The 24,867-nt window shown below is 46.5% G+C and carries 12 protein-coding genes; 7 read left to right on the forward strand and 5 right to left on the reverse strand.

Annotated features, from left to right (window positions below; all coding sequences use genetic code 11):
* Positions 1 to 115 precede the first annotated feature (115 nt).
* Positions 116 to 346, forward strand: a complete 231-nt coding sequence (locus FVR03_RS08675) for a hypothetical protein (protein WP_147921354.1) — start codon at positions 116 to 118, stop codon at positions 344 to 346.
* A 255-nt stretch (positions 347 to 601) separates the two neighbouring features.
* Here FVR03_RS08675 and FVR03_RS08680 read toward each other — a convergent pair whose 3' ends face one another.
* Positions 602 to 1,825, reverse strand: a complete 1,224-nt coding sequence (locus FVR03_RS08680) for a PQQ-dependent sugar dehydrogenase (protein ID WP_147921355.1) — start codon at positions 1,823 to 1,825, stop codon at positions 602 to 604.
* A gap of 1,581 nt (positions 1,826 to 3,406) precedes the next feature.
* On the opposite strand from FVR03_RS08680, the gene FVR03_RS08685 reads away from it, so the two are divergent.
* Both FVR03_RS08685 and FVR03_RS08690 read left to right on the forward strand, forming a co-directional pair.
* Positions 3,407 to 4,546: a BamA/TamA family outer membrane protein gene (locus tag FVR03_RS08685; RefSeq protein WP_147921356.1), complete on the forward strand. Its 1,140-nt coding sequence runs from the start codon at positions 3,407 to 3,409 to the stop codon at positions 4,544 to 4,546.
* 772 nt (positions 4,547 to 5,318) lie between these two features.
* Entirely contained in the window at positions 5,319 to 7,679 is a 2,361-nt protein-coding gene (locus FVR03_RS08690; RefSeq protein ID WP_147921357.1) for a glycoside hydrolase family 127 protein, read from the forward strand.
* A 369-nt stretch (positions 7,680 to 8,048) separates the two neighbouring features.
* Here the strand turns inward: FVR03_RS08690 and FVR03_RS08695 are convergent, their stop codons facing one another.
* The 4 genes from FVR03_RS08695 to FVR03_RS08710 all read right to left on the reverse strand — a co-directional run bounded on the left by FVR03_RS08695 (position 8,049) and on the right by FVR03_RS08710 (position 16,581).
* Entirely contained in the window at positions 8,049 to 12,995 is a 4,947-nt protein-coding gene (locus FVR03_RS08695) for a DNA repair ATPase (RefSeq protein ID WP_147921358.1), read from the reverse strand.
* 321 nt (positions 12,996 to 13,316) lie between these two features.
* Complete coding sequence (locus tag FVR03_RS24940) at positions 13,317 to 13,625, reverse strand: endonuclease domain-containing protein (RefSeq protein WP_369410447.1); 309 nt, start codon at positions 13,623 to 13,625, stop codon at positions 13,317 to 13,319.
* A 152-nt stretch (positions 13,626 to 13,777) separates the two neighbouring features.
* Positions 13,778 to 15,946 (reverse strand): flotillin family protein, encoded by a 2,169-nt coding sequence (locus FVR03_RS08705; RefSeq protein WP_147921359.1) that lies wholly within the window; start codon positions 15,944 to 15,946, stop codon positions 13,778 to 13,780.
* 2 nt (positions 15,947 to 15,948) lie between these two features.
* Positions 15,949 to 16,581 (reverse strand): OB-fold-containig protein, encoded by a 633-nt coding sequence (locus FVR03_RS08710; protein ID WP_147921360.1) that lies wholly within the window; start codon positions 16,579 to 16,581, stop codon positions 15,949 to 15,951.
* 1,194 nt (positions 16,582 to 17,775) lie between these two features.
* Between FVR03_RS08710 and FVR03_RS08715 the strand changes: the two genes are divergently transcribed.
* The 4 genes from FVR03_RS08715 (at position 17,776) to FVR03_RS08730 (ending at position 24,755) form a co-directional block, all read left to right on the forward strand.
* Positions 17,776 to 18,303 (forward strand): YsnF/AvaK domain-containing protein, encoded by a 528-nt coding sequence (locus FVR03_RS08715; RefSeq protein WP_255474134.1) that lies wholly within the window; start codon positions 17,776 to 17,778, stop codon positions 18,301 to 18,303.
* A 45-nt stretch (positions 18,304 to 18,348) separates the two neighbouring features.
* Positions 18,349 to 19,245 (forward strand): YsnF/AvaK domain-containing protein, encoded by an 897-nt coding sequence (locus FVR03_RS08720; protein ID WP_255474135.1) that lies wholly within the window; start codon positions 18,349 to 18,351, stop codon positions 19,243 to 19,245.
* 377 nt (positions 19,246 to 19,622) lie between these two features.
* Positions 19,623 to 22,562, forward strand: coding sequence for an FAD-binding and (Fe-S)-binding domain-containing protein (locus FVR03_RS08725; protein ID WP_147921362.1), 2,940 nt, complete (start codon positions 19,623 to 19,625; stop codon positions 22,560 to 22,562).
* Positions 22,563 to 23,162: 600 nt separating this feature from the next.
* Positions 23,163 to 24,755 carry a circularly permuted type 2 ATP-grasp protein gene (locus FVR03_RS08730; RefSeq protein ID WP_147921363.1) on the forward strand — a complete coding sequence of 531 codons (1,593 nt, stop codon included), beginning with the start codon at positions 23,163 to 23,165 and terminating at the stop codon, positions 24,753 to 24,755.
* The last annotated feature ends 112 nt before the right edge of the window (positions 24,756 to 24,867 follow it).

Below are 24,867 nucleotides of genomic sequence, written 5' to 3' on the forward strand. Positions count from 1 at the left end.
ATAACAAAGGCTATAGGAACCAATTAGTTAAATACAAATTACAAAATTTAAAATCTTTTATTATGAAAATACAGCAACAATTAATATTTTAGTCTATCAATTTCACATTGTTAGCATGCCCGGATTAAAATATAGAAAACAGATTGATGGTGTATTTGAAGTTCTAAAAACGCCATTTATGTCGGACTATACTTTTCAGGAACTGAAGGAAAGTATGGGGAAACAGTACGGCCTGACCTACGAGCAAATGGAACAGGATATAGAAGAAGGTGTGCAGCATGGCTTCACACCCGACTTTCAGCTTAAGTTGTTTAAAGACCTTTTCGAGAGCCAGCTCCGGAAATAAGTAAAAAATTAACAGCTGCAAGCAGAAGCCATACCTACCTCGCCTCCTCCTATAACCTCAGTACCAAGTTGAAAACAGCAGAAACCAGTGAAGACACTTCTTGAATAAGCTGATTCTGTTTTACATGAATGGTAAAGTTCTTATAATAAGAAGTTGGAAAACGGGAGTAAAATGGGTGAAAACCGTTGTTAAAAAGCAAAATGCCTCTACCTAAAAAGGCAGAGGCATTTCTGTAATTCTAATTTCCGATTTTAGTTAAGGTTGATAGGCTACCCGGTAAATTACCCCGTTCGTATCGTCTGAAACAAGTAGCGAGCCATCGTTATTGACTGTTACGCCGACCAAACGAGCAAAATGAGAACGGTTATTATCGACGAGGAAACCTGTCAGGAAATCTTCGAACCTGGTCGGCTGGCCATTCTCAAAAATGAGGCGCACTACTTTGTAGCCTACCGGTGAACTTCTGTTCCAGGAGCCTCTCATGGCTATAAAAGCGCTTTCCTGGTATTGCCCCGGAAAAGTTGTGCCGTTATAAAATGTCATAGCCATTGGTGCTGCGTGTGCTTCCTGGTAGAGCAGCGTTGGCATGGTACTTAAATCGCGGTACTGCTGGTAGGTAGTGTCTCCCTGCGGACGATCTACCGGGTTGTACTTGCCATCATCGTAAATGTACGGCCAGCCATAAGTAGCGCCTTCTACAATTTTGTTAAGTTCTTCCTTCTGCTCGTTATCTCCTAACCAGTCCATGCCGTGGTCCATGCCCCAGAACTCTCGGGTTTGTGGGTGCCAGCCGAACCCGATGGTGTTGCGCAAACCTCTGGCAAAAATTTTCCGGTCGGAGCCATCTGCGTTAGCCTGTAGCATGGTAGCATGCTCCGGATTTGGCTCAGGGCAGGAGTTACAGGTACTGCCCACGCTGATGTAGAGCTTACCATCGGGGCCAAACCCAATGGTTCTGTTCGGGTGCTGGCCACCATCGGGCAGGTCATCTATGAGCATTTGCGGTTGCTCCAGGGTTCCGTCTGGTCTAATGGCCGCCGAATAAAGTTCTTTAACCGACACTATATACAGTTTGCCTTCATGAATTGTAAGACCATGCGCCTGCCTGATGTTGGCCACCGTCTCTCTGCGATCCGACATGCCATCGCCGTTGGTGTCTTGCAGGAGCATCACAAGTCCGGCTTCCCGATCGGTGGCATACACATGACCTTCGGGGCTGGCTGTAATAATGCGTGGTTTACCTAAGTTCTCTGCAAATTTGTTTACCCTGAACCCTTGCGGCACGCGTAACTGCTGCACATTAGCATCGGTGGCTGGTGCCACGGCAGGCCTGTATACGAACCCGGAAACTTGTGAAGTAGTCGGATTATCATCTGTTTCGGGAATCATCCAGTCCCAGAAGTCATCATCTTTGCTGCAGCCTACCATTACGGCAGCCATTCCCGCTACCACAAAACCTGATTTAATCCAATTTTTCATGACCATGTAATTTTGCTTTCATAGATTTATTTTATACCTAAAACATTATATACTATTATAAAAATATAACATTTTGTAGAGCTACTTTAATTACGGCACATCAACAAGTAAGTTCAGGTCTTCATTCAACATAATCTCAATCCAGAAGGCAATCAAAATCCAGCTTATATAATATTTCTAATATGATATAAATTAGCCAAATTGGATATTTACCTATAATCAAGATTAACCTAGATAAAATAGTTATATTTAAATATTGATATTAATTCTGTTTATCAGGTCGAGGATACTGTTCTTTTGCTTTGTTCGTCACAGCCACACCCAAAGAAGAAGAATATTAAAATGATCTTAAATTTTAACAATTTGAGCAAAGGAAGAGCCAGCCTCTTAACCAAAAAAAATATTCATTAAGTAAGCTGATAGCTTATAAAGCTAAATTCGCTGCTGACTTCTCTCCTACTCTCAAGCAACCGTAACGGCAGAGAATAAATATTTAGAACTGAAAAAATTTTGTAAGCACCCTATTAGTTAGATGCAGGTGGTTTCTGAAACACTGCCGGAGTTTTCACACCTTATCCCTTCCAATATTTTAAACTTTTGAGTGGATGACATTTGAAGAAGGGCTGCATACAGGCATTTCTAAAAGGTGACTAGTCCTCAGCCGTGAGCTTCCAGCTTGCTGAAAAAGATCTGAAAGCGATTCTAGTTGTCCATGCGAGTTGAAAACTTTCCATCATAAGAAACCAAGAGCTGAAAGCTCACGGCATTGATGACAGCATATTATAGATAACCTATATACAAACTCCGTAATATGTTATACGCACAAATTATTTACTGATGTTACGCACGAAGGATATTCAATTAAACTTTATAATCCGAACCCAACAAATTAATTTGCTGGCGGTATAGCTGAGGCTCTCGGTGCAAATCCCAGTTCTTGGGTTGAGCGCCTTTGCAGGTTTCCGGTGCCGCGGGAGCGGCAGCCCGCTTGCGGGCAGGAAAGATGCAGCAGCGTGATGCCCGAGAACGAGGCCCCGCTAATATAGGGCCCCTTCCCCAGCCTTGAGCGCTAAGACTTTTCCTATAGAACAAAATAGATTGAGGACACCGGATGAAACTGTTACCAAATGTATTAGAACCAACTTAAAGGTGCCACCTACTAGAAGTTGCGTAACATCAATTATTTAAATGAAAAATGCCTTCAGAAGGTTTTTCATTAGAATTCTGCCAAGGGTATTTCGTGCAAAACCTGCAAATTTTTATACTTCTCCAGAAAACCTGTTACTGCTGCTGTTTGTTACTAATTCAGCAGTAGCAACAGGTTTTCTGGAGCTACGCTGAAAGGGATCTGCTTTACAAAATGGCTCTTTAACTTTTAGTTCTCTTAGTTCTGAAGTAGCAATAGTGCAGCAAAAATTATGTACCTTTGGAGCTGCCTTAGATACCAGGTTGGTGCGGCAGTGGCAAGTGGCTGTTACTGTTGTAGCGTTACATTAATTTTTATACCGTTCCAGAAAATGGTGCTTCTTTTAGAAATCGAAAAGTTGCCCCTGCCGCAATCTGACTTGCAAACCTAACACTATGAAAGCCCCTTTTTACATGCTATTGCTGGTGCTGAATTTTTGCCTTTTGGGAAATACGGAGGCACAAAAAAGGAACATTGTCAGCAGGTATTTCGACAAACTCGTGAACGATACCAGCGATGTATCGCAGCCGCAGTTCTTGGTATACCCAACGCTGGCATACTCCCCTGAAACAAGTTGGGAAATCGGCCTTAGCAGTTTATATGTTTACTATGCCAAAAACGACACCTCGAACAGGCTCAGCGAAATAAACGGCTTTACCTTCTTTACCCTCGAAAATCAATACGGCATCTGGTTCGACCATGCCCTCTACTCCGACCAGAGCAAATGGTTCTCGCTGGGCCGGATCCGGTTTCAGAGCTTTCCGTTGCATTACCACGGCATTGGCCCCGATACGCCTGCAGATTATGTGGCGCTCGTAGATGCCAACCAACTGCAGGTAAAAGAGCGGGTGTTGCGGCGGGCCAGACCCAACCTCTATATGGGCATTGAACTAGACTTTCAGCGTCTCAGTTCTGTCAGGTTTAACTCTACTTCCGATGAACCTGTGGCAGAACCTTTAGGCAGCAAGGGCTCCTCCAACCTAGGTTTCGGATTAGGTATAATCTATGATAACCGCCACAACATCCTGAACGTGCGTGAAGGTCTTTTCTCGGAACTGGCCTTTCTGCGCTACAACCGCCTCTGGAGCAGCGACTATACCTTTACAGCCATCAACTCCGACACCCGAATCTATAAATCGATCAGCAAAAACAATGTACTTGCGGCGCAATTGCTCGGGCAATTCAACTTTGGCAATGTGCCGTTTAACCAGCTCGCGTTATTGGGTGGCGAGAGCATTATGCGCGGGTATTACTTAGGGCGTTTCCGCGATAAAAACCAACTGGCTGCTCAGGTCGAATACAGGTTCCTGCCTCTTCCGCTTAGCTTCTCGAAAAGAATTGGTGCGGCCGTTTTTGCCAGTACCGGCACTGTTTTCCCAGACCTGGCCCACCTCAACGCACAACACCTGAAACTGGCCGGCGGCGGTGGTCTGCGCTACCTGCTATTCCCCAAAAAAGATATATTTACCAGGCTCGATGTTGCTTTTACCAAGGAAGGTACCGGCTTTTACATTTTTATAGGAGAGTCTTTTTAGCAGTTGAAACTGGAGCTTAATCTATCGAAGTTCTGAAATGCACTGCCATTTATTACAAAACACAAGATCATTCTAAAATCCTGTTACTATGGGAAAATCGAATGTTGATTTCCGAAATGTTAAGTTATCAACTAAGCCTGCGTATTGGCGAAGCTAGAATTCTGCACTATTCATAAAGCTATCTACACTTATTATTACATCAAGCGTGTTAGCAGCTTACAGAATAAGGCATTTGTAACGCAAGTTGAGAGTAAGTCTAATTCCTGCCTGTCAGCATAAAAGCTATAATCTGTACTTTTTTCCACCTTCAGACCCTTGAATTATTTTGCCATAAAAAGCTTTTGAAGGGCAATTTCATTAGATACATTTAAGTGGCTCAGTGCCTTCAGGAATATGTACTTAAAAAATTGCCTTGCCTCCTGCTTACTACTCGCGGTATAAGTTAAACCCCTACAGATATTTTTTAGCGGAAAGGTCTTGAATGCTATTTGTTACGCAAGAGACTGTCCTTTCCTTTAGTTTCTGATACTTACGTGAGGAAAAACCAAATTGAATCTTGCTGTGGCTGGTAGAGCAACCTAAACTTTGTCTGGTTTATTTATTGTCAATAAAACAATTAATGTTCAGAATTTTACTAACTTGCATTAGTAAAACTAATTTTTGGAGGTAATTCCTTTTAGCAATTATCCGAATGAATTTGGCCTTCCAAAAGCTTTCATGACCTTTTACTGTCAAGGCCTAGCCTGGCTTCATCCACCAGATTTTAACAAGCATGAAACTGCGAACATTTTTTTCTGTAGCACTACTCGCCGTAACACCTCTCTGTTATAGCCAGACAACACCTGCGTTACATTATTTCCCACTAAATGCTGTATCACTCGCTGAAAGTCCGTTTCTGAAGGCGCAACAAACCGACATGCAGTATATTCTCGAAATGGACGTGGACAGGTTACTAGCCCCTTTTCTGAAAGAAGCCGGTTTGCCTACCAAAGCGCAGAGCTATGGGAATTGGGAAAACACCGGACTCGACGGCCACATTGGCGGTCATTATTTAACGGCTTTGTCGTTGATGTACGCTTCTACAAAAAACGAGGTGCTGCTGCAGCGGCTCAACTACATGGTGGCCGAGCTGGCAAAGTGTCAGCAGCAGAACGGCAACGGCTATGTAGGCGGCATTCCGGGAGGCCAGCAGATGTGGCAGCAAGTAGCAGCCGGTAAGATAGAAGCCGACAACTTTTCGCTAAATAAAAAGTGGGTGCCGCTGTACAATATCCATAAGATATACGCCGGACTCATAGATGCCTACCGGATTGCTGGTAACCAGCAGGCGCGCGAGGTGTTGGTAAAACTCTCTGACTGGTGCCTCGACATCACCAAAAACCTGACGGATGCGCAAATGCAGCAGATGCTACGCAGCGAGCACGGCGGCCTGAACGAAACATTTGCAGACGTAGCCGAAATAACCGGTGATAAAAAATACCTGGCACTGGCGGAGCGCTTTTCGCATCAGCTTATTCTGGAGCCTTTGCTTGCCCAGAAAGATGTGCTGAACGGCATGCATGCCAATACCCAGATTCCGAAGGTAATAGGCTACAAACGCGTGGCAGATGTGGCCGGCAGCGAAACCTGGGACGAGGCAGCAGGCTTTTTCTGGAACAGCGTTATAAACAACCGCACCGTGGCTATTGGCGGTAACAGTGTGCGGGAGCACTTTCATCCATCCGACAACTTCACTTCCATGATCGAGTCGGAGCAGGGGCCGGAAACGTGCAATACCTATAACATGCTGAAGCTCACCAAGCAACTCTTTGCCACCAACCCCGATGTAAAATACCTTGATTATTATGAACGGGCACTTTACAACCACATCCTATCGTCGCAGCACCCTACCAAAGGCGGTTTTGTGTACTTTACGCCTATGCGCCCACGCCACTACCGTGTTTATTCCAGTACGCAGGAGGACTTTTGGTGCTGTGTTGGCTCCGGCCTCGAAAACCACGGAAAGTACGGCGAGCTCATTTACGCGCACAATGACCAGGATCTCTTCGTGAACCTTTTTATTCCTTCTACCCTGCAGTGGCAGCAAAAAGGGCTTACGGTGCAGCAAAAAACTAATTTCCCCTTTGAAGAAGGTACGCAGCTGCAGCTAAACCTGAAAAAGGCACAAAAATTTGCCCTGAACCTGCGCTACCCCGGCTGGGTAAAAGCCGGTGAGATGAAAGTTAAAGTGAACGGCAAAGAAGTAAAAACCACGGCTGCTCCCTCCTCTTTTGTAACCATAGATCGCAAATGGAAAAACAAGGATGTGGTCACGGTAGAACTCCCGATGCACACCAAAGCAGAGTTCCTGCCCGACGGCTCCTCCTGGGCCTCCTTCGTACATGGCCCGATTGTGCTGGCTGGTGTAACAGACACTACAGATATACCCGGCTTGTGGGGCGATGGCACGCGCATGGGGCACGTAGCAAATGGGCAGATGTACCCGATAGACGAAGCACCGGTTATTGTGGCAACAAAACAGAATGCTGCAGCCGCACTAACTCCAGTTCCGAATAAGCCGTTAACCTTTACAGCTGCTGGTGCAGTATCTCCTGAGCAGTTCAAAAATGTAAAGCTGGTGCCGTTCTTTCAGGTGCATGAGGCCCGTTATATGCTGTACTGGCCCGTGCTCACCCCGGAAGAAAAAGAGAAACGACAGCAGATTTTGCAAAAGACCGAGCAGGAAAAGCTGGCACTCGAAGCGAAAACAGTTGACCAGGTAGCAGCCGGAGAACAGCAGCCCGAATCGGACCATAACTTTAAAGGCGAAGGCACCGACATGGGCACCCACCGCGACCGCTTCTGGCGCCACGCCACCAACTGGTTCAGTTACGACCTCCGCAACAAAAACCGCGAAGCCAAAACACTCCGCATCACCTATTTTGGCCAGGACAATGGTCGCACCTTCGACATTCTGGTAAACGATGTGCCCATAAAAACAGTGAAACTAGATGGCTCAAAAGGCGATACCTTTTTTGAAGAAGATTACCAGCTACCGCAAAAGGTGTTGAACGCTGAAAAACTAACTGTAAAGTTTGTAGCACACAAAGGTTCTGTGGCAGGTGGAGTTTACCATGTGCGGTTGCTGAAGTAAGTTGTAACTGAAGGTTGTCAGCATCAGAATTTACCTAATTATGGCATGAAGATAGAAATTCATACATTCTTAAACTCTGTAAATTCTGATGCTGACAATAAAGAACGATACATACCGCCTGCTTAAGCGAAGTGGTACCTTGTGAGGATACATAAGGCAAGTTTTTACCTTGCGAAGGTATGAAAGAGGAAAGCCTATACAAGTTGAAAACTTGCTGTCATTTTTTCCCACCAGTTCCCGCTTTGCTCAAACTGGCGGTAAAAAGAGGTTAATCAACTTAAAAGTATCAGAATCTTCAAACTATCTGCCACCACTTCTTCCGAATCCTAAAAATCCTTCCGTCCTGTAAATCCGGATTCTCACAAAAACCTACTCCTTCAGCCCCCGCATCACATCCTTAATCCCCATCAAACCTTCTGAAATATTCTCCAGTTGTGTGAGCACCTGCCCTACCTGGTTGTTATCGCCGAAGCCTTTCAGTTTCTGGTTGCGCATGAAGGTGACCTTTATCTCCTCCCAGCGTTGTGTCTCTGCTTCGGTGGCTATGCCGATAAGTTGCTTAAACTTGAGCATGTTGGCTTCGGCTCCGGAAGTCAGGGTTTGCGACTCGCTTTCGTAGTGCGACAGGATCAAGGTCTGCAGTTCCTGCGCATTCATGATCGGCACCACCTTCTCGGCCAGCTTGTTCATGTTGCGATAAGAACCCTGCAGCTTAAAGGTAGGCTCTGTGCGGTATTCCTCCTGCTGTGCCGCCGACCGAATGTATTCCATGTTCACCTTCAAAATCACGTCCTGAATTTTCAGCAGCTTTTGCAGTACCTGTACATATTCGTTCAGCTCGGCAGGCGAATGGTTACCTTCAAACTCCAGGCCTTCGCTGTTACCGGTTTGAGCCAGTTGCAGCACCGCAAACACATCTTTGTGGCTTTTGGCAGCTAATTTTGCCAGAATGACATTGGAGGTTAAGGCATTTTCGATATAACTGAGTTTAAAGGCTTCTGCTGTGTCGCCTATAATATCGCCTAGGTTGTAAATGTCTGCTCGGTTGGCGAGCATGTCTGGGATCCGGAATTTCTCGCCTGTTTCTGTGTAAGGGTTTCCGGCCATTACCACGCATACTTTGCGGCCCCTGAAATCGTAGGTTTTGCTACGGCCTTTGTAAACGCCCTCGATCTTGCGCTGTGCATCGCAGAGCGAGATAAACTTCTGCAGCAGCTCCGGGTTGCAGTGCTGAATGTCGTCGAGGTAAATCATGACGTTGTCGCCCATCTCAAACGACAGGTTCAGCTTCTCCAGCTCCTCACGGGCAGCAGCATTAGGAGCCTCAGTAGGATCAAGCGCCGTTACATAGTGCCCTATGGCTGGCCCGTTTATCTTCATAAATATGAGGCCCAGGCGGTTGGCGATGTACTCCATGATGGTGGTTTTGCCATAGCCCGGAGGTGAAAGAAGGAGCAGCATACCCATCAGGTCGGTGCGCTTTGCCTCTCCTGCCGTTCCCATCTGCTTGGCCAGGTTAGCACCTATCAGAGGCAGGTACACCTGGTCTATCAGCCGGTTCCGCACAAACGACGATAGTACCCGCGGCTTAAACTCCTGTAGGCGCAACTCCTCCTCAAACCTATGGTTCAGTTGCTTTTTCAGCTCAGTAAAAGCTACAAAAGCTTTGGCTGTGGTAGCCGTATACTGCCGCAGCTTCTCCATAAAGCTGTAATATCGCAGTTCATAGGTCTGCTGCTGCAGAAGCGCATGCGTACCCAGCATTGGGTGCAACTTTGCCTCCAGCACTGTATGCACCACCTGTTGCTGGTGATAACTATTAGTAAATAGCAATACCGCTGCCTCTGTTACATAAGTTGATTTATTATGTAAATCAGCATACGTGATGAAAGCTTTGAGCCAGTGCTGAATCAGTTCGAAGCGCTGCACCGGATTATCAGCCAGCGCTTTTACTGAAGCCTCGAAAGCCGCTGTTACTTTATGCTCTGCCAGGTAATGCTTAAAACTCTCGTATAGCTCCGCCGCCTGATGATCTATGATAAATTGGTTGCCACGCGTCAGCTCGTAAAACAGGTAATTGCCTGCCTCCCCTGCTACTGCCTCCACACACAACCCCGTTTTTTGTTGAAAATGAGCTACCTCCGCACAAAGCTCCTCCTTTATAGCATCAAACTCATGTGTATTGGGGAAAACATGAAGAATAGCACCTACACCTTTCAGCTGGTGGTGCAGCCTGTTTTTTCGATCTTCCGGCGCAAACACCTGCCAGTACAATTGTGCACAGGCTCGGGCAGCGGAAGGGTATCGGAGTAAATCGGCGGTTTTAATGAACTGAATCAAGGCAGCCAGTATGAGGGCCGCATCGTGATCATGTACGCCTTTTAAATAGCCTTCGCTGAAACGTACGGCCATAAATTGGCTTACGTAAGCTACCAGCTCGCCTTCGGTTAGTTTGTACAGGTCATCTACAGTGAGAACAGCCTGCTTTTCTTCAGATGCATTTTGCTGCCGCTTTTTATCCTGTGCCACCTCCAGAATTATATAAGCCAGATACTCAGCTCGGTATACCTGGTTATTTTCTGATACCAGCGTTTGCTCCCATACCGGTTTGTAGCTCTCGAAGGTAGCATCAGTTACGCGCTCAAAAAAGCTGGTGCCGGTGAGGTGGTAGAACATGGCATTGTTGCGGTGCACCATACTCAACTCCAGTGGCTGGTTGTTAACGGTAAACTGGTGTTTGCCCAGCCGAATAATGTTAGCTCCATCGGAGTATAGCTCCTGCTTATCCTTAAGCTGCCGAACAGTGTCTTCGCGCAGGGTTTTCAGGCGGCTCTGAATAGCGTCTGCTTTCACAGTGTCGCCTAACGCCAGCAATTCTTCCACTGTGTTTCGCACCTTCTCCACCATCAGGTCGGAGGCGAAGTAGCCGTTTATTTCGGTTACGCTGCCGAGCTTGCTCATGCGGTTCTGGATCGCCTTCAGCATCCGGTCCGCTGCCTGCTGCAGGCTGTTGGCACGTTTGTTCCTGCTCTCCTGCAGCCCTACCTTCTTCGACTCAAAGGCGCTGTAAATTTCTTCCCGTTTCGAGGCTATCTGCTCCAGAAACTCATCAAAGTCCGGAAACTTGCCTTCCAGCTCCTCCAGCTGCACCATCAGCTTAGCCAGGTACTCCTCGCATTTCTCCGGTGTATCGCATACATCCAGGTAATTGATCACAGATTGGCTGATGAGCTTGAGCTGCGAACTGAACTCCGCTTTCCCCTCCTGGCTCAGCAGCTCTTTGCGTCTGCGCCTGAGTGCCGCTTTGGTCTGGTTAAAGGTGGCGTAGATAGCGGAAATGGTGTCTATAATGCGGGTAGTCTGAGTAGCGTCTTCAATCCGGAGATTACTCACCACATCAATCAGCATCTCCAGCTCAGTCGCGATAGCCGCTATTTCTTTGTCGATCGCATCAGCTTCTATCACTTTGGCTACGGCCTCTATGGCTACGTTCAGGTGTTGCACCTTCTGCTCGTACGGATGCAGCGCATCGGGTTTGAGCAGGAACGTAACGGTGGCATTGGCCATGTTCTGCATAAAATCCTGCAGTTGCGCCTCATAGGCCTCCACCTTCATCAGGTCTACATAGCGCAGGTCCCGTAGCGACACCACCTCCCCTCGAATCGTGCGCAGTTCCGCCAGGTAATTCACATAATCGTTAATGTGCTCCGCCTTCTGAAACTTCAACTGGTGCAGCAGTGCATCGGCTTTTCCGAGCACCTGCTCCAGTTGTTGCTTTGTGTTTTTCCTGATACTGGTTACCTTCTCAAACTCCTCTACTGCCGCCGTAGCCGTTTGCCTGATGGCTGCCAGTGGAGCAGCCAGATTGTAGGTTTCGGTGCGGCTCAGCCAGTGGTAAGTGTCCAGCACATCGGTGGTCTTTTTGATCAGGTCGAGGTACAGGTTCTCGTAAGAGTCTTCTTTCTGCAGCAAGGCCAGCACCTCGTTGCTTTCGGCCATAGCCCCCACAATATCTTTGTTCCCGATCTTATACAGGTAAGACTCCTGCGTTACCGGAATTATAAAGTTAGGCCCGATATAAGGTGTTTGCCAGATCTGGATGGCATGGTGCTTCTGCGGCTCCGCATCGGCCCGGAAGTAACAGAGCTCTCCATTTTCAAAAACAGCATAGCCGTGGCAAACAATCGGACTTTCTATTTTCTGCGTGATGAGGTTGTAAGAAAGCAACAGGTATAGCCCCTGTTCCTTGTTATAGAAAACATACAGGAAATCCTCTCCGTTCGGTGAAGCTATACGCTTTTCGAACAGCATATCCTGCAGGTTATTATCGAACTCCTTAAACTCGCCTGTCTGCAGGTAATAGCCGTAGGCATAAATGATACCCTGTCCCTCTGGCAGCAACACACAGCTATGCTCCAGCGCATCGATGCGTCTGGCCTCCTTTAGTTTAGCATTATAAACAATGTAGCGGTAGTTGTTCTCGCGGTAAGGCCTTATTTTCAGGATGATGATGTTGCCGATGATCGCATAATAGATTTCGGAATCGTCGAGCGTCTGATCTTTATCCTCTACTTCTTCCGCATAAATGCCCTGGCCAGTATCGGTGTTGTCTTCTACTTTAATAGTGAGGTCGCCACCGGTAGTTTCCACAAACACTTTATCTTCTATGGAAACGTGCGGGAACTTCCCCTTCCGTTGCGACTCCCGCAGCGTCCTTTTCCAGGTAAAGTCATGCTGGTTCGGGTACACAAACTCATGGTCGCTTCGGTTGTCGAGGTAAGTGATGGTACCGTCCTGCAGCAGCCACTTGAATGTTTTGATGTCGTTAAGGCCTTTGCCCACCCGGAACACCATGAACAGGTGCGTACCCAGCACAGCAAATTTAATGAACTGCGTATTTTTGTAATACTTATAAAGCTTCTTGAAATCGTCTGTAAAATGGGTATCCTGGAGCAGGTGCAACGGCTGCAGGTGAAAAGAATGACCTTCGTAAGTATACGCCCCAAACACATCCGACAGTTCCACCTCCGACTTCAGCCCAAGGTGCACGTTGTAACCAAAGAGCATGTTGTAGCCCACTGGCACCATGTCCATGGGTACGCAGTTGTTCTCAGTGGTAACTCGCTCCGTCGTTAGCAAGGCTGTTTCAATAGCACCAAACACCTCTTTCCGCTCCTGGTTCAGTTGCTCCAGCAGTTGCCACAATTCGGTCCCGTTCTTTTGCAGGCGGTTACGCAGTATTTCATAAGTACCACCTTCCAGTTGCACCGCTTCCACTGCTTCTGGCTTTGTGGTGATTGTGTTATTGTCTTCCATGTACAGGAAATTTCTTTACCCGAATTATTAAAATTTACACAGCCTTACAGAGATAACACCTGCTGGTGCTGCTCCTCTAATGATACTAGACCTAGATCTTAGACTTTTCGTCTGAATCATAATATAGGTCTATTACCCCAAGGATTTGCAGGACGACAGGATGAGCAGTATTTTTTCCATCTGGAAAAGCTAATTCTCCCCTTGAGGGGAGTTAGAGGGGTGTTCAATCTAGTTGAAAAACTTATTGCCTACTCTTCTGTTGATTCTCCTCTATCCACTGATGAATTTCATTTACCACTAACCTTATATTCTTCTTCACATCTAAATCTTCAACACGTAAAAATTAATACCATACTGTTCGAGTGCTAGCTGCCGATTCTTATCATAGCCCACTTTGTACTCATGGCTGTTGCCATCAACCTCAATTGCTAATTTTAGCTCATGGCAGTAAAAATCGACTATATATGCTAGCATTGGCACTTGCCGGTGAAATTGAAACCCTAACAGTTGCTTATTTTTGATCTCTTGCCAAAGAAGCACCTCTGAAAGAGTACTATTTTTTCGCAGTTCTCTGGCTTTAGCTTTAAGGTCACTTCGATACGGAATAATTTGATTTCTTTGACTCCTCACTACTTCTCCAAGATTAACACCCCTCTAGCTTCCCTCAAGGGGAGAATTTTGTTTTCAACATGACTGCATCAGTTTAGCTTCGTCGTAGGATGTAAAACTGATGCAGTCATGTAACTCCCCCTTTAGAAGAGCATTAATTAAACTTCTTAAACCTAATTCAAAGAAATGTAAGGTTTATCTGCAATGCCCATGGCGGTGGCTGTGGAGGTCAGTTGCTTCAGGGTGTCTATGGTTGATTCGTCGGCACTGTTTTGCATCATTTTCAGAAGAAGGGCTGATACGCTCAGGTTCCGGACATCATCGGAGGTCATGCCAAACTTGTTCACGAAGTTCTGCAGGTTGGTTTTGAAATCGATGTTTCCATCGCCGTTTATATGGAAAAAGGCATCTTTAACCGTTCCTAAAACGTTGCTGTTGCCTACCATTCTGTCTACCTGCTTACCTTTGGTAATAGAGCCCACAATCTGGTCAAAGAACATGGTTTCGCCACCTACAATGTCTATTTTGGCTGCTTTCAGGGCTTCAGAAATAACTTCGGCCTGTGCAGCGGCAATGTCTTTCTGAATGTTGATCTGCGCCAGCTCAATAGACTTGTCTTTGTCGAGACGGAGCTTGAACTCTTCGTGCTCTTTGCCTACGCCATCAAGTTTACGCATGGCTTCGGCTTTTTCTTCTATGCCTTTGGCATCTACGGTAAACTTCTCTCCTGTTACACGTGCTTCTGCCAGGCCTTTCTTCTCATCGGCTGCGGCTCTGTTTTCGATAACGGTAGCATCTGCAAGTCCTTGCTCTTTTGTTACTCTGGCTGCTACCATTCCTAGTTTTTCATCGGCTTCGGCTTGCGCTTCGGCTTTGGCACGGGTAGCTTTAGCTTCGGCTATGGCCTGCAGTTCAATTACCACTGCTTCGGCTTCGCCTTCTCTCTGCATGGCCTGCGCTTTGGCTTCCATTACATGCGCTTCTGATAAGCCAAGGGCTGCTGCCTGTGCGGCCTCTGCCTCTGCCATTACTTTTATAGCCTGGGCTCTGTTGTTGGCACTTGCCTGCTCCGCCTCCGCATCTATAAGCATTTGCTTGGCTCTGAACTCTGCTGCGTTACGGGCAGCCTCAGCGCTCTTAATTTCTTTTACCAACGACTGCTCGGCTTCTTTCTCCGCGTTCTTAATGGCGACAGATTTCTCCCGCTCTGCTTCGGCAAAGGCTCTGGTGTCCTTTATCTTCTCTTCTTCCTCCACCACAGCTTTTTCTACGGTTACACGCTCCCGTATAATGCCCTGTATATTTTTACGCTCTTCTTCTATGGCTTTTTCTTTCTCAATTTGTGCCAGCGCCACAATACGTTCGCGTTCGTTCACTTCGAGCATGCGGGCCTGCTCCACGCGCTCCGTCTCTATAGCATCGGTGCGTTGTTTGCTGCGTTCGGCCACCAGTATTTGGCGGTCTTTGTTCTGCTCCGCAATTTTCACTTCCTCGTCGGTCACAATTCTGGCTTTCTCTGCCTTCAGTCGCTCCTCGTGCCGCACTTTCTCCATCTCAGCGTATTCTCTGCTCTTGATGTTGGCGATTTCACGCTTCTGCTTTTCTTCGTTTTCAGCCAGCTGCTTCTCCAGTTCCAGAATGGTTTCCTGGGCTTCTACGTCCTGCTTTTTAATTGTTTTCTGCTTTTCGCGCTCAATAAGGTTGGCCTGCACTTTTTGCTTAGCCGTGAGATCGATAATCTTTTTTATACCTTCTGCGTCGAGAATATTGTTTTCGTTCAGGTGGGTAAGTGGTGTCTGCTCCAGGTAATCGATGGCGCAATCGTCGAGCACGTAGCCATTCAGGTCGGTACCGATAGTCTGCAGAATCTGGCGTTTAAACTCTTCGCGGCTCTGGTAGAGGTCCACAAAATCGAAATGCTTCCCAACGGTCTTCAGTGCTTCGGAAAACTTTGCATCGAAGAGGCTTTCCAGGGCGGAGTGGTCTGAAGCACGCTTACAACCAATCGACTGCGCCACCTGTATCACATCTTCCGGTGTTTTATTAACGCGAAGAAAGAAATTCACTTTTATATCTGCCCGCAGATTGTCTTTACAAATCAGCCCTTCAGCTCCTGTTCTGGAAATAACGATAGTCTTGAGGGTAATATCCATTACCTCCATTTTGTGGATGACAGGCACGATAAAAATACCTGAAAAAGATACTTTGGTATCGCCTAAACCTGTTCGCACCAATGCTTCGCCCTGAATGGCTTTTTGGTACATTTTAATAACAAAGGCGATTAAGCCGATAAGGGCCACCGCCAGCATAATGGCGACAGACCAGGATAACTGTTCAATCATGGTTAATTGGTTTGGTAAGGTTCTATCAGATAATGTTTATTTGTTTCGTCATATTCTAAAATAATAGCAGTATCGCCTTTGTGAACAGCCTGTCCCTCCGAGGTTTTCACGTTCAGCAGCAGCAACCCATCTTTTGATTTAATAGTTGCCTGCCCCAGTTCGTTGGCATTGGCCGCTATAATTACGTGGCACACCTGCCCTGTTAAAGTAGCGGTAGAGGCATGTTCTTTTTCCAGGGTATCGAATAGTTTTATAAAGGGAGTGGTCAGCACTTTAGAGACAATCAGACTTAAAAAAAAGGCTGGCACCAGCAGGAGCAATCCTAGCAGAGCTGATGAATTTTGCAGGTAATGGTTACCCAGAATGGAAAATACCCAAAGCGGTAAGGCCAGAAACGTCAGGAAGAGCATCAGCGGAATACGGCCCAGGTTAAAAAAAGCTAAAGCAGAGTTAAACCAGCTGACAGAAGACACAGCGTCTGAAGCAGTAGCGAAGTCCTTCTCCAACTCCAGATCAAGCATATCCAGGTCTGCGATGCCAGCTATAACCGCAAGCCAGTAAAGCATGACAAATACGAGTAAGGCCGTAGGTATAATGTTAACGGTGGAGAAAGCAGCCTCCAAAAGCTCTGACATGTGTGCAGTAGTTATGAATAATATTGTATGTGTATTCTTTTAAAAAGCCTTTTTTAGCAGCAGGCACTAACTTCCTCTATCGCCAGGATTCTGACAAATCTGCTTAACCGTAAGCTACAGGCGATTTCCACACCTTGTGTTAAAATTCAGAACCCAGACTATAGGTAGATATAGTACAAGCTAAAGTAGCCGATGCGCTTAGTTAAATAAACCAGCCAAAAAAGCCGAAACAACTGAAAAGCACATCAGCAGGCTTTCCTTCATCATTCATCCTGGAGCAGGTGGGGTCGGGTAACATACTTGCAAACCAGTGCTCTTTTAGCTACTAAATTTTGCATGTTAAAGAGATAAGGATGTTTGTTTATGATGCTGTAATTTTTTGTATAATATTAATTATTTTTTAAGAATTTTTCTAACAATTCCAGACAAAAACATAAAATTATTTCATTTTACCACTTATCATCACCATAATTCTACTGATTTTCAATTATATAAATCTGCTACCACCTGAAACATATTACTCAATTAATCCTTTTCCACAAAACATCATCCATCTGAATGGCAGCAATACTTAAACCAGCTTCTAATCGCAACAAGGCTTTTTTGAAAGCAATTCGTGCTTTTTTTTGACGATTAAGTTGTTTCAAATTATCATCACCGAATTATTCTAATGAAATGACCCTCCAGACAGAATTGCATCAATTTCTTGCCAAGGGTAAGATCAATTACTATTTGGCATTCCTGATGAGATTAAATTCTGTTTAAGAATAAGCAAGCATTTTTTTAGAACCTGATGTTAAATTTAAGCGGTTCTGGTGCAACATGTAGCATATGCTGGTAGCCTAAAATTTTAGGGTAAACATTATTAGTATAAAATTTAACCTGGTAATAAATAATTTTAACGCCTGCATATAAAATTGATTTTGGTATTTTTAAATGAATGAGCCAGCCAATTTTACAAGCCATAACATTCCTCTCACAACCTGCTTCTGGGTATTCACCTTATTTTTAGCCTATCCTGAAGGCAGAATTTTACTACCCAATATGTACAAGCCAGCTTGCACTGCCATATTAAATAAATAGCAAAATTGACTTTTTGTCATAACCTACCCTAATGCCTCCCGTAAAAAACACAGTGCGCCGGCAACGTAAAAACTTAACTCTATATTAAAATATGTACATATTATAGATATCATGAAGATAGATGATGATAATGACCTAAAGGCTGAATTTGAGCAGAAACTCCAGGAGAGAGTCCGCCAGAACGCAAATAGAGACAATTTGTCAGAGAACCGTATGGAGGCACCTGATCAGATGCCTCCCAATAGGCCTACTGAGGAGGTAGATAAAACTATTCCAATAATAGAGGAACGTGTTGAAGTTGGCAAACGAGTAGTTGAAACAGGCGATGTATTCATTTCTAAAAGTGTGCATGAAGATAATGTAACCGTTGATTTACCCACAACCAAAGAGCACGTGCATGTGGAGCGAGTGCCGGTAAACCAATATGTAGACACTCCTCCGGCAGCCGTGCGCCACGAAGGCGACACCATGATTATACCGGTAATTCGGGAGGAACTGGTGGTTGTGAAAAAGCTATTCGTAGTGGAAGAACTACATATTACAAAGAAACTAGAAACAACGCACGATTCGGAACAGGTAACACTTCTGAAAGAAGAAATCCATGTAAACCGGGTCGCTAAAGATACCCCACGCCGTTAAAGCCGGGCTTTTAATTAAATGTTAAACTTAATTTAAATCTTAATTATGTCACAGACAGTTGTAGGAATATTCGAAAAAGGTGTAGATGCACAAATGGCTGCTCAACGTTTAGAAAGCAGTAACATTAGTTCAAGCGCCATAGATATATTACATAACGATTCAGATAGTAGCTACCCATCTTCTACAGCAGCCGGTGCGGCAGGTATAGCCCCAAGCACAACGGCCGTTCATACGCCTGGCCAGGAAAACAGAGACAAATCAAGTAGTGTCAGTAACTTCTTCAGAAACCTGTTTGATGATGATGATGATGAAGCTACTAAATACACTAATGCTGCACGTCAGAGCTGGATTGTAACCGTACATGCCAATTCCAAAGAAGAAGCCCAACATGTGGCAGAAACAATGGATAGCTGTGGGGCAGTAGACGTAGAAGAGCGTAGCAGAAACATTAGCAGCGGCCTTAACACCTCTGCCGGTACAACTACAGGTAGCACAGGCTCCATAGACCGTGAATTTGAGCGTGGCGAGACCTCTATTCCAATTGTAGAAGAGCACATGGAAATTGGCAAGCGTACGCAAGAAACTGGCGGTGTAACTGTTAGAAGTAGAATTCTGGAGCGACCTGTGGAGGAAAAACTAAGACTGCGTGAGGAGCATGTATTTGTAGAGCGCAACCCCGTAAACCGCCCTGCCACCGAAGCAGACCTTAAAAACTTTAAAGAAGGTGAAACCCGTATTACAGAGCATGCCGAAGTGCCGCTTGTGAACAAAGAAGCCCGGGTGGTAGAAGAAGTAAACATCGGTAAGAGAACCGAAACGCGTGAAGAAACCATTACAGGAACCGAACGCAAAACTGAAGTTGACATCGACAAGCTCAACCCAGACAAAGACAGAGACTTTGACAGAAACGAAGGACGTCCGGGAAACCCAGGTATTCTATAATACACGAAGCAAAACAAACTTAAAATAAAATACTCGAAAAGGCAGCCATTAATTGGCTGCCTTTTTTTGCTTCACCGCTTATGGCTGCCATTTTCCCAAAAATATGCCTCAGAATTTCAGATAATTTACAAGAACCAGCCGATCACTTTACAAAAACTACATTCTTTCTGCTATACCCTCTTTGACTTTACCTGTGATCAACTTACCTTCGGGTCGGGAAGAACAGATACCTTGACAACTGTGAAAAGCATTGCTGGCTTACATGTAAAATGTTTAGTATCTGTAAAGCCCCACGACCTTTTCGTTTGTTAATTTAGGAATTTTAACTGGCCTGTTGTTTCTGAACCACACTAGCAGCAGCTGCCGGGCTACCATACATGAACTCAGAAAAACTGCAGCAACTTTCCCGACAACTGGAGGGAGAGTTCCATTTCGACAGCACCATGCGTACGCTGTACGCCACCGATGCCTCGGCTTACCGTGAAATGCCTCTGGCAGTCGCCTTCCCTAAAACAGTGGCCGACATTAAAACGCTTATTTCGTTTGCCCGCCGCGAAGGCACCTCGCTTATACCACGCACTGCCGGCACCTCGTTGGCAGGGCAGGTAGTTGGCGGTGGCATCGTAGTTGATGTTTCGCGTACGTTTACCCAGATACTGGAGGTAAACCAGGCAGAAGGATGGGTACGGGTGCAGCCAGGTGTTATTCGCGATGAGCTGAACATGTTCCTGAAGCCGTACGGCCTCTACTTCGGCCCTGAAACTTCCACAGCAAACCGGGCCATGATCGGGGGTATGGTGGGTAACAACTCCTGCGGCTCTAACTCTATTGTATATGGCAGCGCCCGGGAGCACCTGCTGTCGGTAAAAGCTATTTTGAGCGATGGCACCGAAACAGAATTCAGTCAGCTCAGTTTACCCGAATTTGAAGCTAAGTGCCGCGGCGAGAACACTTCAGGCGAACTGGAGACACGTATTTACCAGGCTACAAAAGCCATGCTCTCGCATGAGCAGACGCAGGAGAACATACGCCGTGAGTTTCCGAAGCCGAGCATACAGCGCCGCAATACCGGGTATGCCATCGATCTGCTGCTGGAGTCGGAGCCGTTTACAGCCGGCAAAGAACCCTTTAACTTCTGCAAACTAATAGCAGGCTCCGAAGGCACCCTCGCCTTCCTTACGGAAATAAAACTACATGTAGATCCGCTTCCGCCAAAAGAAATTGGCTTGCTCTGCGTGCATTGCAACAGCGTAGATGAATCGTTGCGGGCAAATTTGGTGGCCCTGCGCTATAAGCCAACTGCCAGCGAACTCATGGACCATTATGTGTTGGAGTGCACCAAAACAAACATCGAGCAGAGCCAGAACCGCTTTTTTGTGCAAGGCGACCCGGGTGCCATACTTGTGGTGGAACTATCCAGCAATTCGCGCGAGGAAATAGATCAGCGTGCAGCCGCCCTGGTAGCAGAACTGAAACAGAATGACCTGGGCTACCACTATCCGCTGGTTTTCGGCCCCGACGTTAAAAAAGTATGGACTCTCCGTAAAGCCGGACTGGGCTTGCTCTCAAACGTTCCGGGCGATGCCAAACCTGTGGCTGTTATAGAAGATACTGCTGTAGATGTGAACGACCTGCCAGAATTTATAAGGGAGTTTAACCTGACGCTGGAGCAGTATAACCTATATTGTGTGCACTATGCGCACGCAGGTACCGGAGAGCTGCACCTGCGCCCCATCATCAACCTGAAAACAGAAGAAGGTAACAAGCTCTTCCGGACCATTGCCGAGGAAATTGCCAGCCTGGTAAAAAAATACAGAGGCTCCCTGAGTGGCGAACATGGCGATGGCCGTTTGCGAGGCGAGTTTATTCCGTTTATGATAGGCGAAGAAAACTACAAGCTGCTGGAGGAAGTGAAGCGGGTCTGGGACCCGGGCAACCTCTTTAACCCCGGCAAAATCGTGAACACGCCTTCTATGAACACCTCGCTGCGGTACGAGCCAGGGCAGCAAACGCCAGACTTTGATACGGTTTTTAAGTTCAGGCAGCAGGACGGGGTGCTGCGGGCGGCAGAGCTTTGCAACGGCTCCGGCGACTGCCGCAAAACGCACCTGACAGGTGGCACCATGTGCCCCAGCTACATGGTAACCCGCAACGAGAAAGATACTACCCGTGGCCGCGCCAATGTTATGCGGGAGTTCCTGACAAACTCCAGCAAGAAAAACCGCTTCGACCATGTAGAAATAAAAGAGGCTATGGATTTGTGCCTCTCCTGCAAAGGCTGCAAATCTGAGTGTCCCTCTAACGTAGATGTGGCCAAACTTAAAGCCGAGTTTCTGCAGCACTACTACGATGCCAACGGAGTACCCTTCCGCACCCGCATGGTAGGTAGTTTCACAAACCTGAACAAGCTGGCTGCCCTGGCACCAGGCATGTACAACTTCCTGTTCAAGAACACCACCACGGCTGGCATCGCTAAAAAAATGATGGGCTTTGCACCACAGCGCACCTTGCCCTTGCTGCAGGAAGTAACACTGCAAAACTGGTTTAAGAAGCACAAAAGCAAAAAGGCAAACCAGCCGAAGGGCAAAAAGAAGGTGTACCTTTTCTGCGACGAATTTACGAACTACAACGACACACACATTGGCAAAACCGCTGTGCTCCTGCTCGAGAAGCTGGGCTACGAAGTAGAGATACCGAAACACGAAGAAAGCGGCCGAACTTTTATGTCGAAAGGGTTGCTGCGCGATGCCAAGAAAATTGCACAGCAGAATGTGGCCCTGCTCAAAGATGTGATTACCGCCGAAACACCATTGGTAGGAATTGAGCCCTCTGCCATCCTCTCCTTCCGCGATGAGTACCTAGACCTGGTGGAGAAAGACCAGGTGGAGGACGCCAAATCATTATCCATTAACTGCCTGCAGTTCGATGAGTTTATAGCCCGAGAAATCATAAACAAACGCATCGAGAAAGATATTTTTAAGGAAGAACAGAAGCTGATTAAACTGCACGGGCACTGCCACCAGAAGGCCCTTTCATCAGTAATTTACACGCAGCAGATGCTTACGCTGCCAGCTAATTATAAAGTAGAGGTTATTCCGTCGGGTTGCTGTGGCATGGCTGGCTCGTTTGGCTACGAGGCCGAGCATTATGAGGTATCGATGAAGGTGGGGGAACTGGTGCTGTTCCCGACGGTGCGCCAACAGCCGGAAGAAGTTATAATTGCGGCTCCGGGCACCAGCTGCCGCCACCAGATTCATGATGGCACCGGACGAAAAGCGCTTCACCCGATCGAGGTGCTGTACAATGCCCTAAAGTAGGCATAGAGATTTCTGTTTCCGAATTATTTAAATAAAAACAGCCTTCAGAAGCTCAAACCAGATTTTTGCTTCAAGGGTAAGAAAAGCAGATAGCTGTCTCCAACACCAAGGAGGCAGCTATCTGCTTTTTAATGTTCTAAAATCAGGACTTTGGACTGTTACCTCACAAAAAGTAGGTCCCAAAAAGCAATGGCTGAAGGTGAGCAACTCTAACATAAATTCCCAAATTCAATAGTCTATCAAACGAACTCCACAGAAGGAAAACTTAATAGACGAGGTAAGAGTACACATCAGGTTGTGTTTTTGGTCCGCCGTCTTATTGAGTTACTGCTTCACCTTCAGTAGCAACAGCCACTACGCCTATCGGAATTTGTTTAATACAAATGAAACTTAATTCAAAGGCACCTGACAGGCAGCCACCTAATTTTGACATCCTTAATATTACATGGCATTAGCTAACATTAATCAATTTTTTAAGTACTTATTTTATAAAGCATCATTTTTTTAGTACTATTTTTAAAAAAATGGAAATAAAGTTTTTACATTAAAAAATTGTTCTTTAGATTAATGAAAATAAAATTAACATATAACTGACAGCTTATGGAAGCCAGCACATTGGCCGCGGTGCCAAACGGGGTGTTTAGCGATTATGAGCTAAACCCTAAGTTCCTGGATGAGGTTTTCGACAACCACGGGAATATAAATTACCATTATGAAAAAGTGCTGGCTCAGTTTGCCCAATACTTGCCTGAAAATTTTAAGGAGCTGAACGAACACGCCAAGCTCTCGTTCTTTAACCAGGGCGTTACATTTGCCGTGTACTCCGACAAAGCCAAAGGGGTGGAACGGATATTTCCCTTCGATCTTTTTCCGCGCATTATACCGGCAGAGGAGTGGGCACAGCTGGAAAAAGGCATACTGCAGCGCAACCTGGCCCTGAACCAGTTTATTTTCGACATCTACCACAAAAAGCAGATTCTGAAAGACGGTATTGTGCCGGCCGAGCTGATTTTTACCTCGAAGCACTACCTGAAGGCCATGATGGATGTAAACCCGGTTGGCGGCATTTACAACCACATTTCCGGCACCGACCTGATAAAGCACAGCGACGGCCAGTATTACGTGCTCGAAGACAACGTACGTACTCCCTCCGGCATCAGCTACGTGTTGTCGAACCGCGAAACCATGAAGCGCACGCTGTTCAGCCTGTTCCGGAAGTTTAACATACAGGCGGTGCAGGATTACCCGCAGCAGCTGCTGGCTACTATGCAAAGTGTGGCTCCAGAGGGTGTAGACATGCCTACCTGCGCGGTGCTTACGCCTGGCATGTACAACTCTGCCTATTTTGAGCATGCTTTTCTGGCCCTGAACATGGGCCTACCGCTCGTAGAGGGCCGCGACCTGTATGTAGAGAAAAACTTTGTGTACATGAAAACCATTTACGGCCCGAAGCGCGTGGATGTGCTGTACCGGCGGATAGACGATGATTACCTGGACCCCTTGTCTTTTAACCCTGATTCGGTGCTGGGCATACCCGGCATTATGGGCGCTTACCGCGAAGGAAACATCAGTCTGCTCAATGCACCCGGTACAGGAGCCTCAGACGATAAAGCAGTGTATAGCTATGTGCCTGCCATGATAAAATATTACCTCGGCGAAGAACCCATCCTGAACAACGTACACACCTACCGCTGCGAAATAGAGAGCGACTACAAATACGTGATGGAGAACATGGAGAAGCTGGTTATAAAACCTGTAGACGAAAGTGGTGGCTATGGCATACTGGTAGGTTGCAAGGCAACAAAGGAACAGATAAGCGAATTTAAGCAGATAATAACTGCCAACCGCCGGAAGTACATTGCCCAACCCACCATGGCCTTATCGACACACGCTACTTTTATAGACGATGATAACCATTTCGAGCCTCGCCACATAGACCTCCGCACCTACTCGCTATTGGGCAAAGACAGGCAATTTGTTTTGAAAGGAGGCCTTTCGCGGGTGGCCCTGGTAAAAGGCAGCCTGGTCGTTAACTCCTCTCAGGGAGGTGGCTCCAAAGATACCTGGGTGCTCGATGACAACCCGACTTCACATCAGAATGGATCTTTTCAATCGCAGTCGCAGTCGCAAGGGGGACAGTCGCAATCGCAGTCGCAAGGGGGGCTGTCGCAGTCGCAAACACAAGGCGGGTAAAGGCGTTTCAGTTGGCCCCGTTGTGTACCCTTGACTCTTTTTAGCTGAATTTGCTTTGGAAGGCCTTTTTGATTCGAACAATTTAAGGCAAGTACTGCTGTGTGGCTGGCAA

The organism is Pontibacter qinzhouensis, from assembly GCF_008017455.1.
GTDB classification, from domain to species: Bacteria; Bacteroidota; Bacteroidia; order Cytophagales; family Hymenobacteraceae; genus Pontibacter; species Pontibacter qinzhouensis.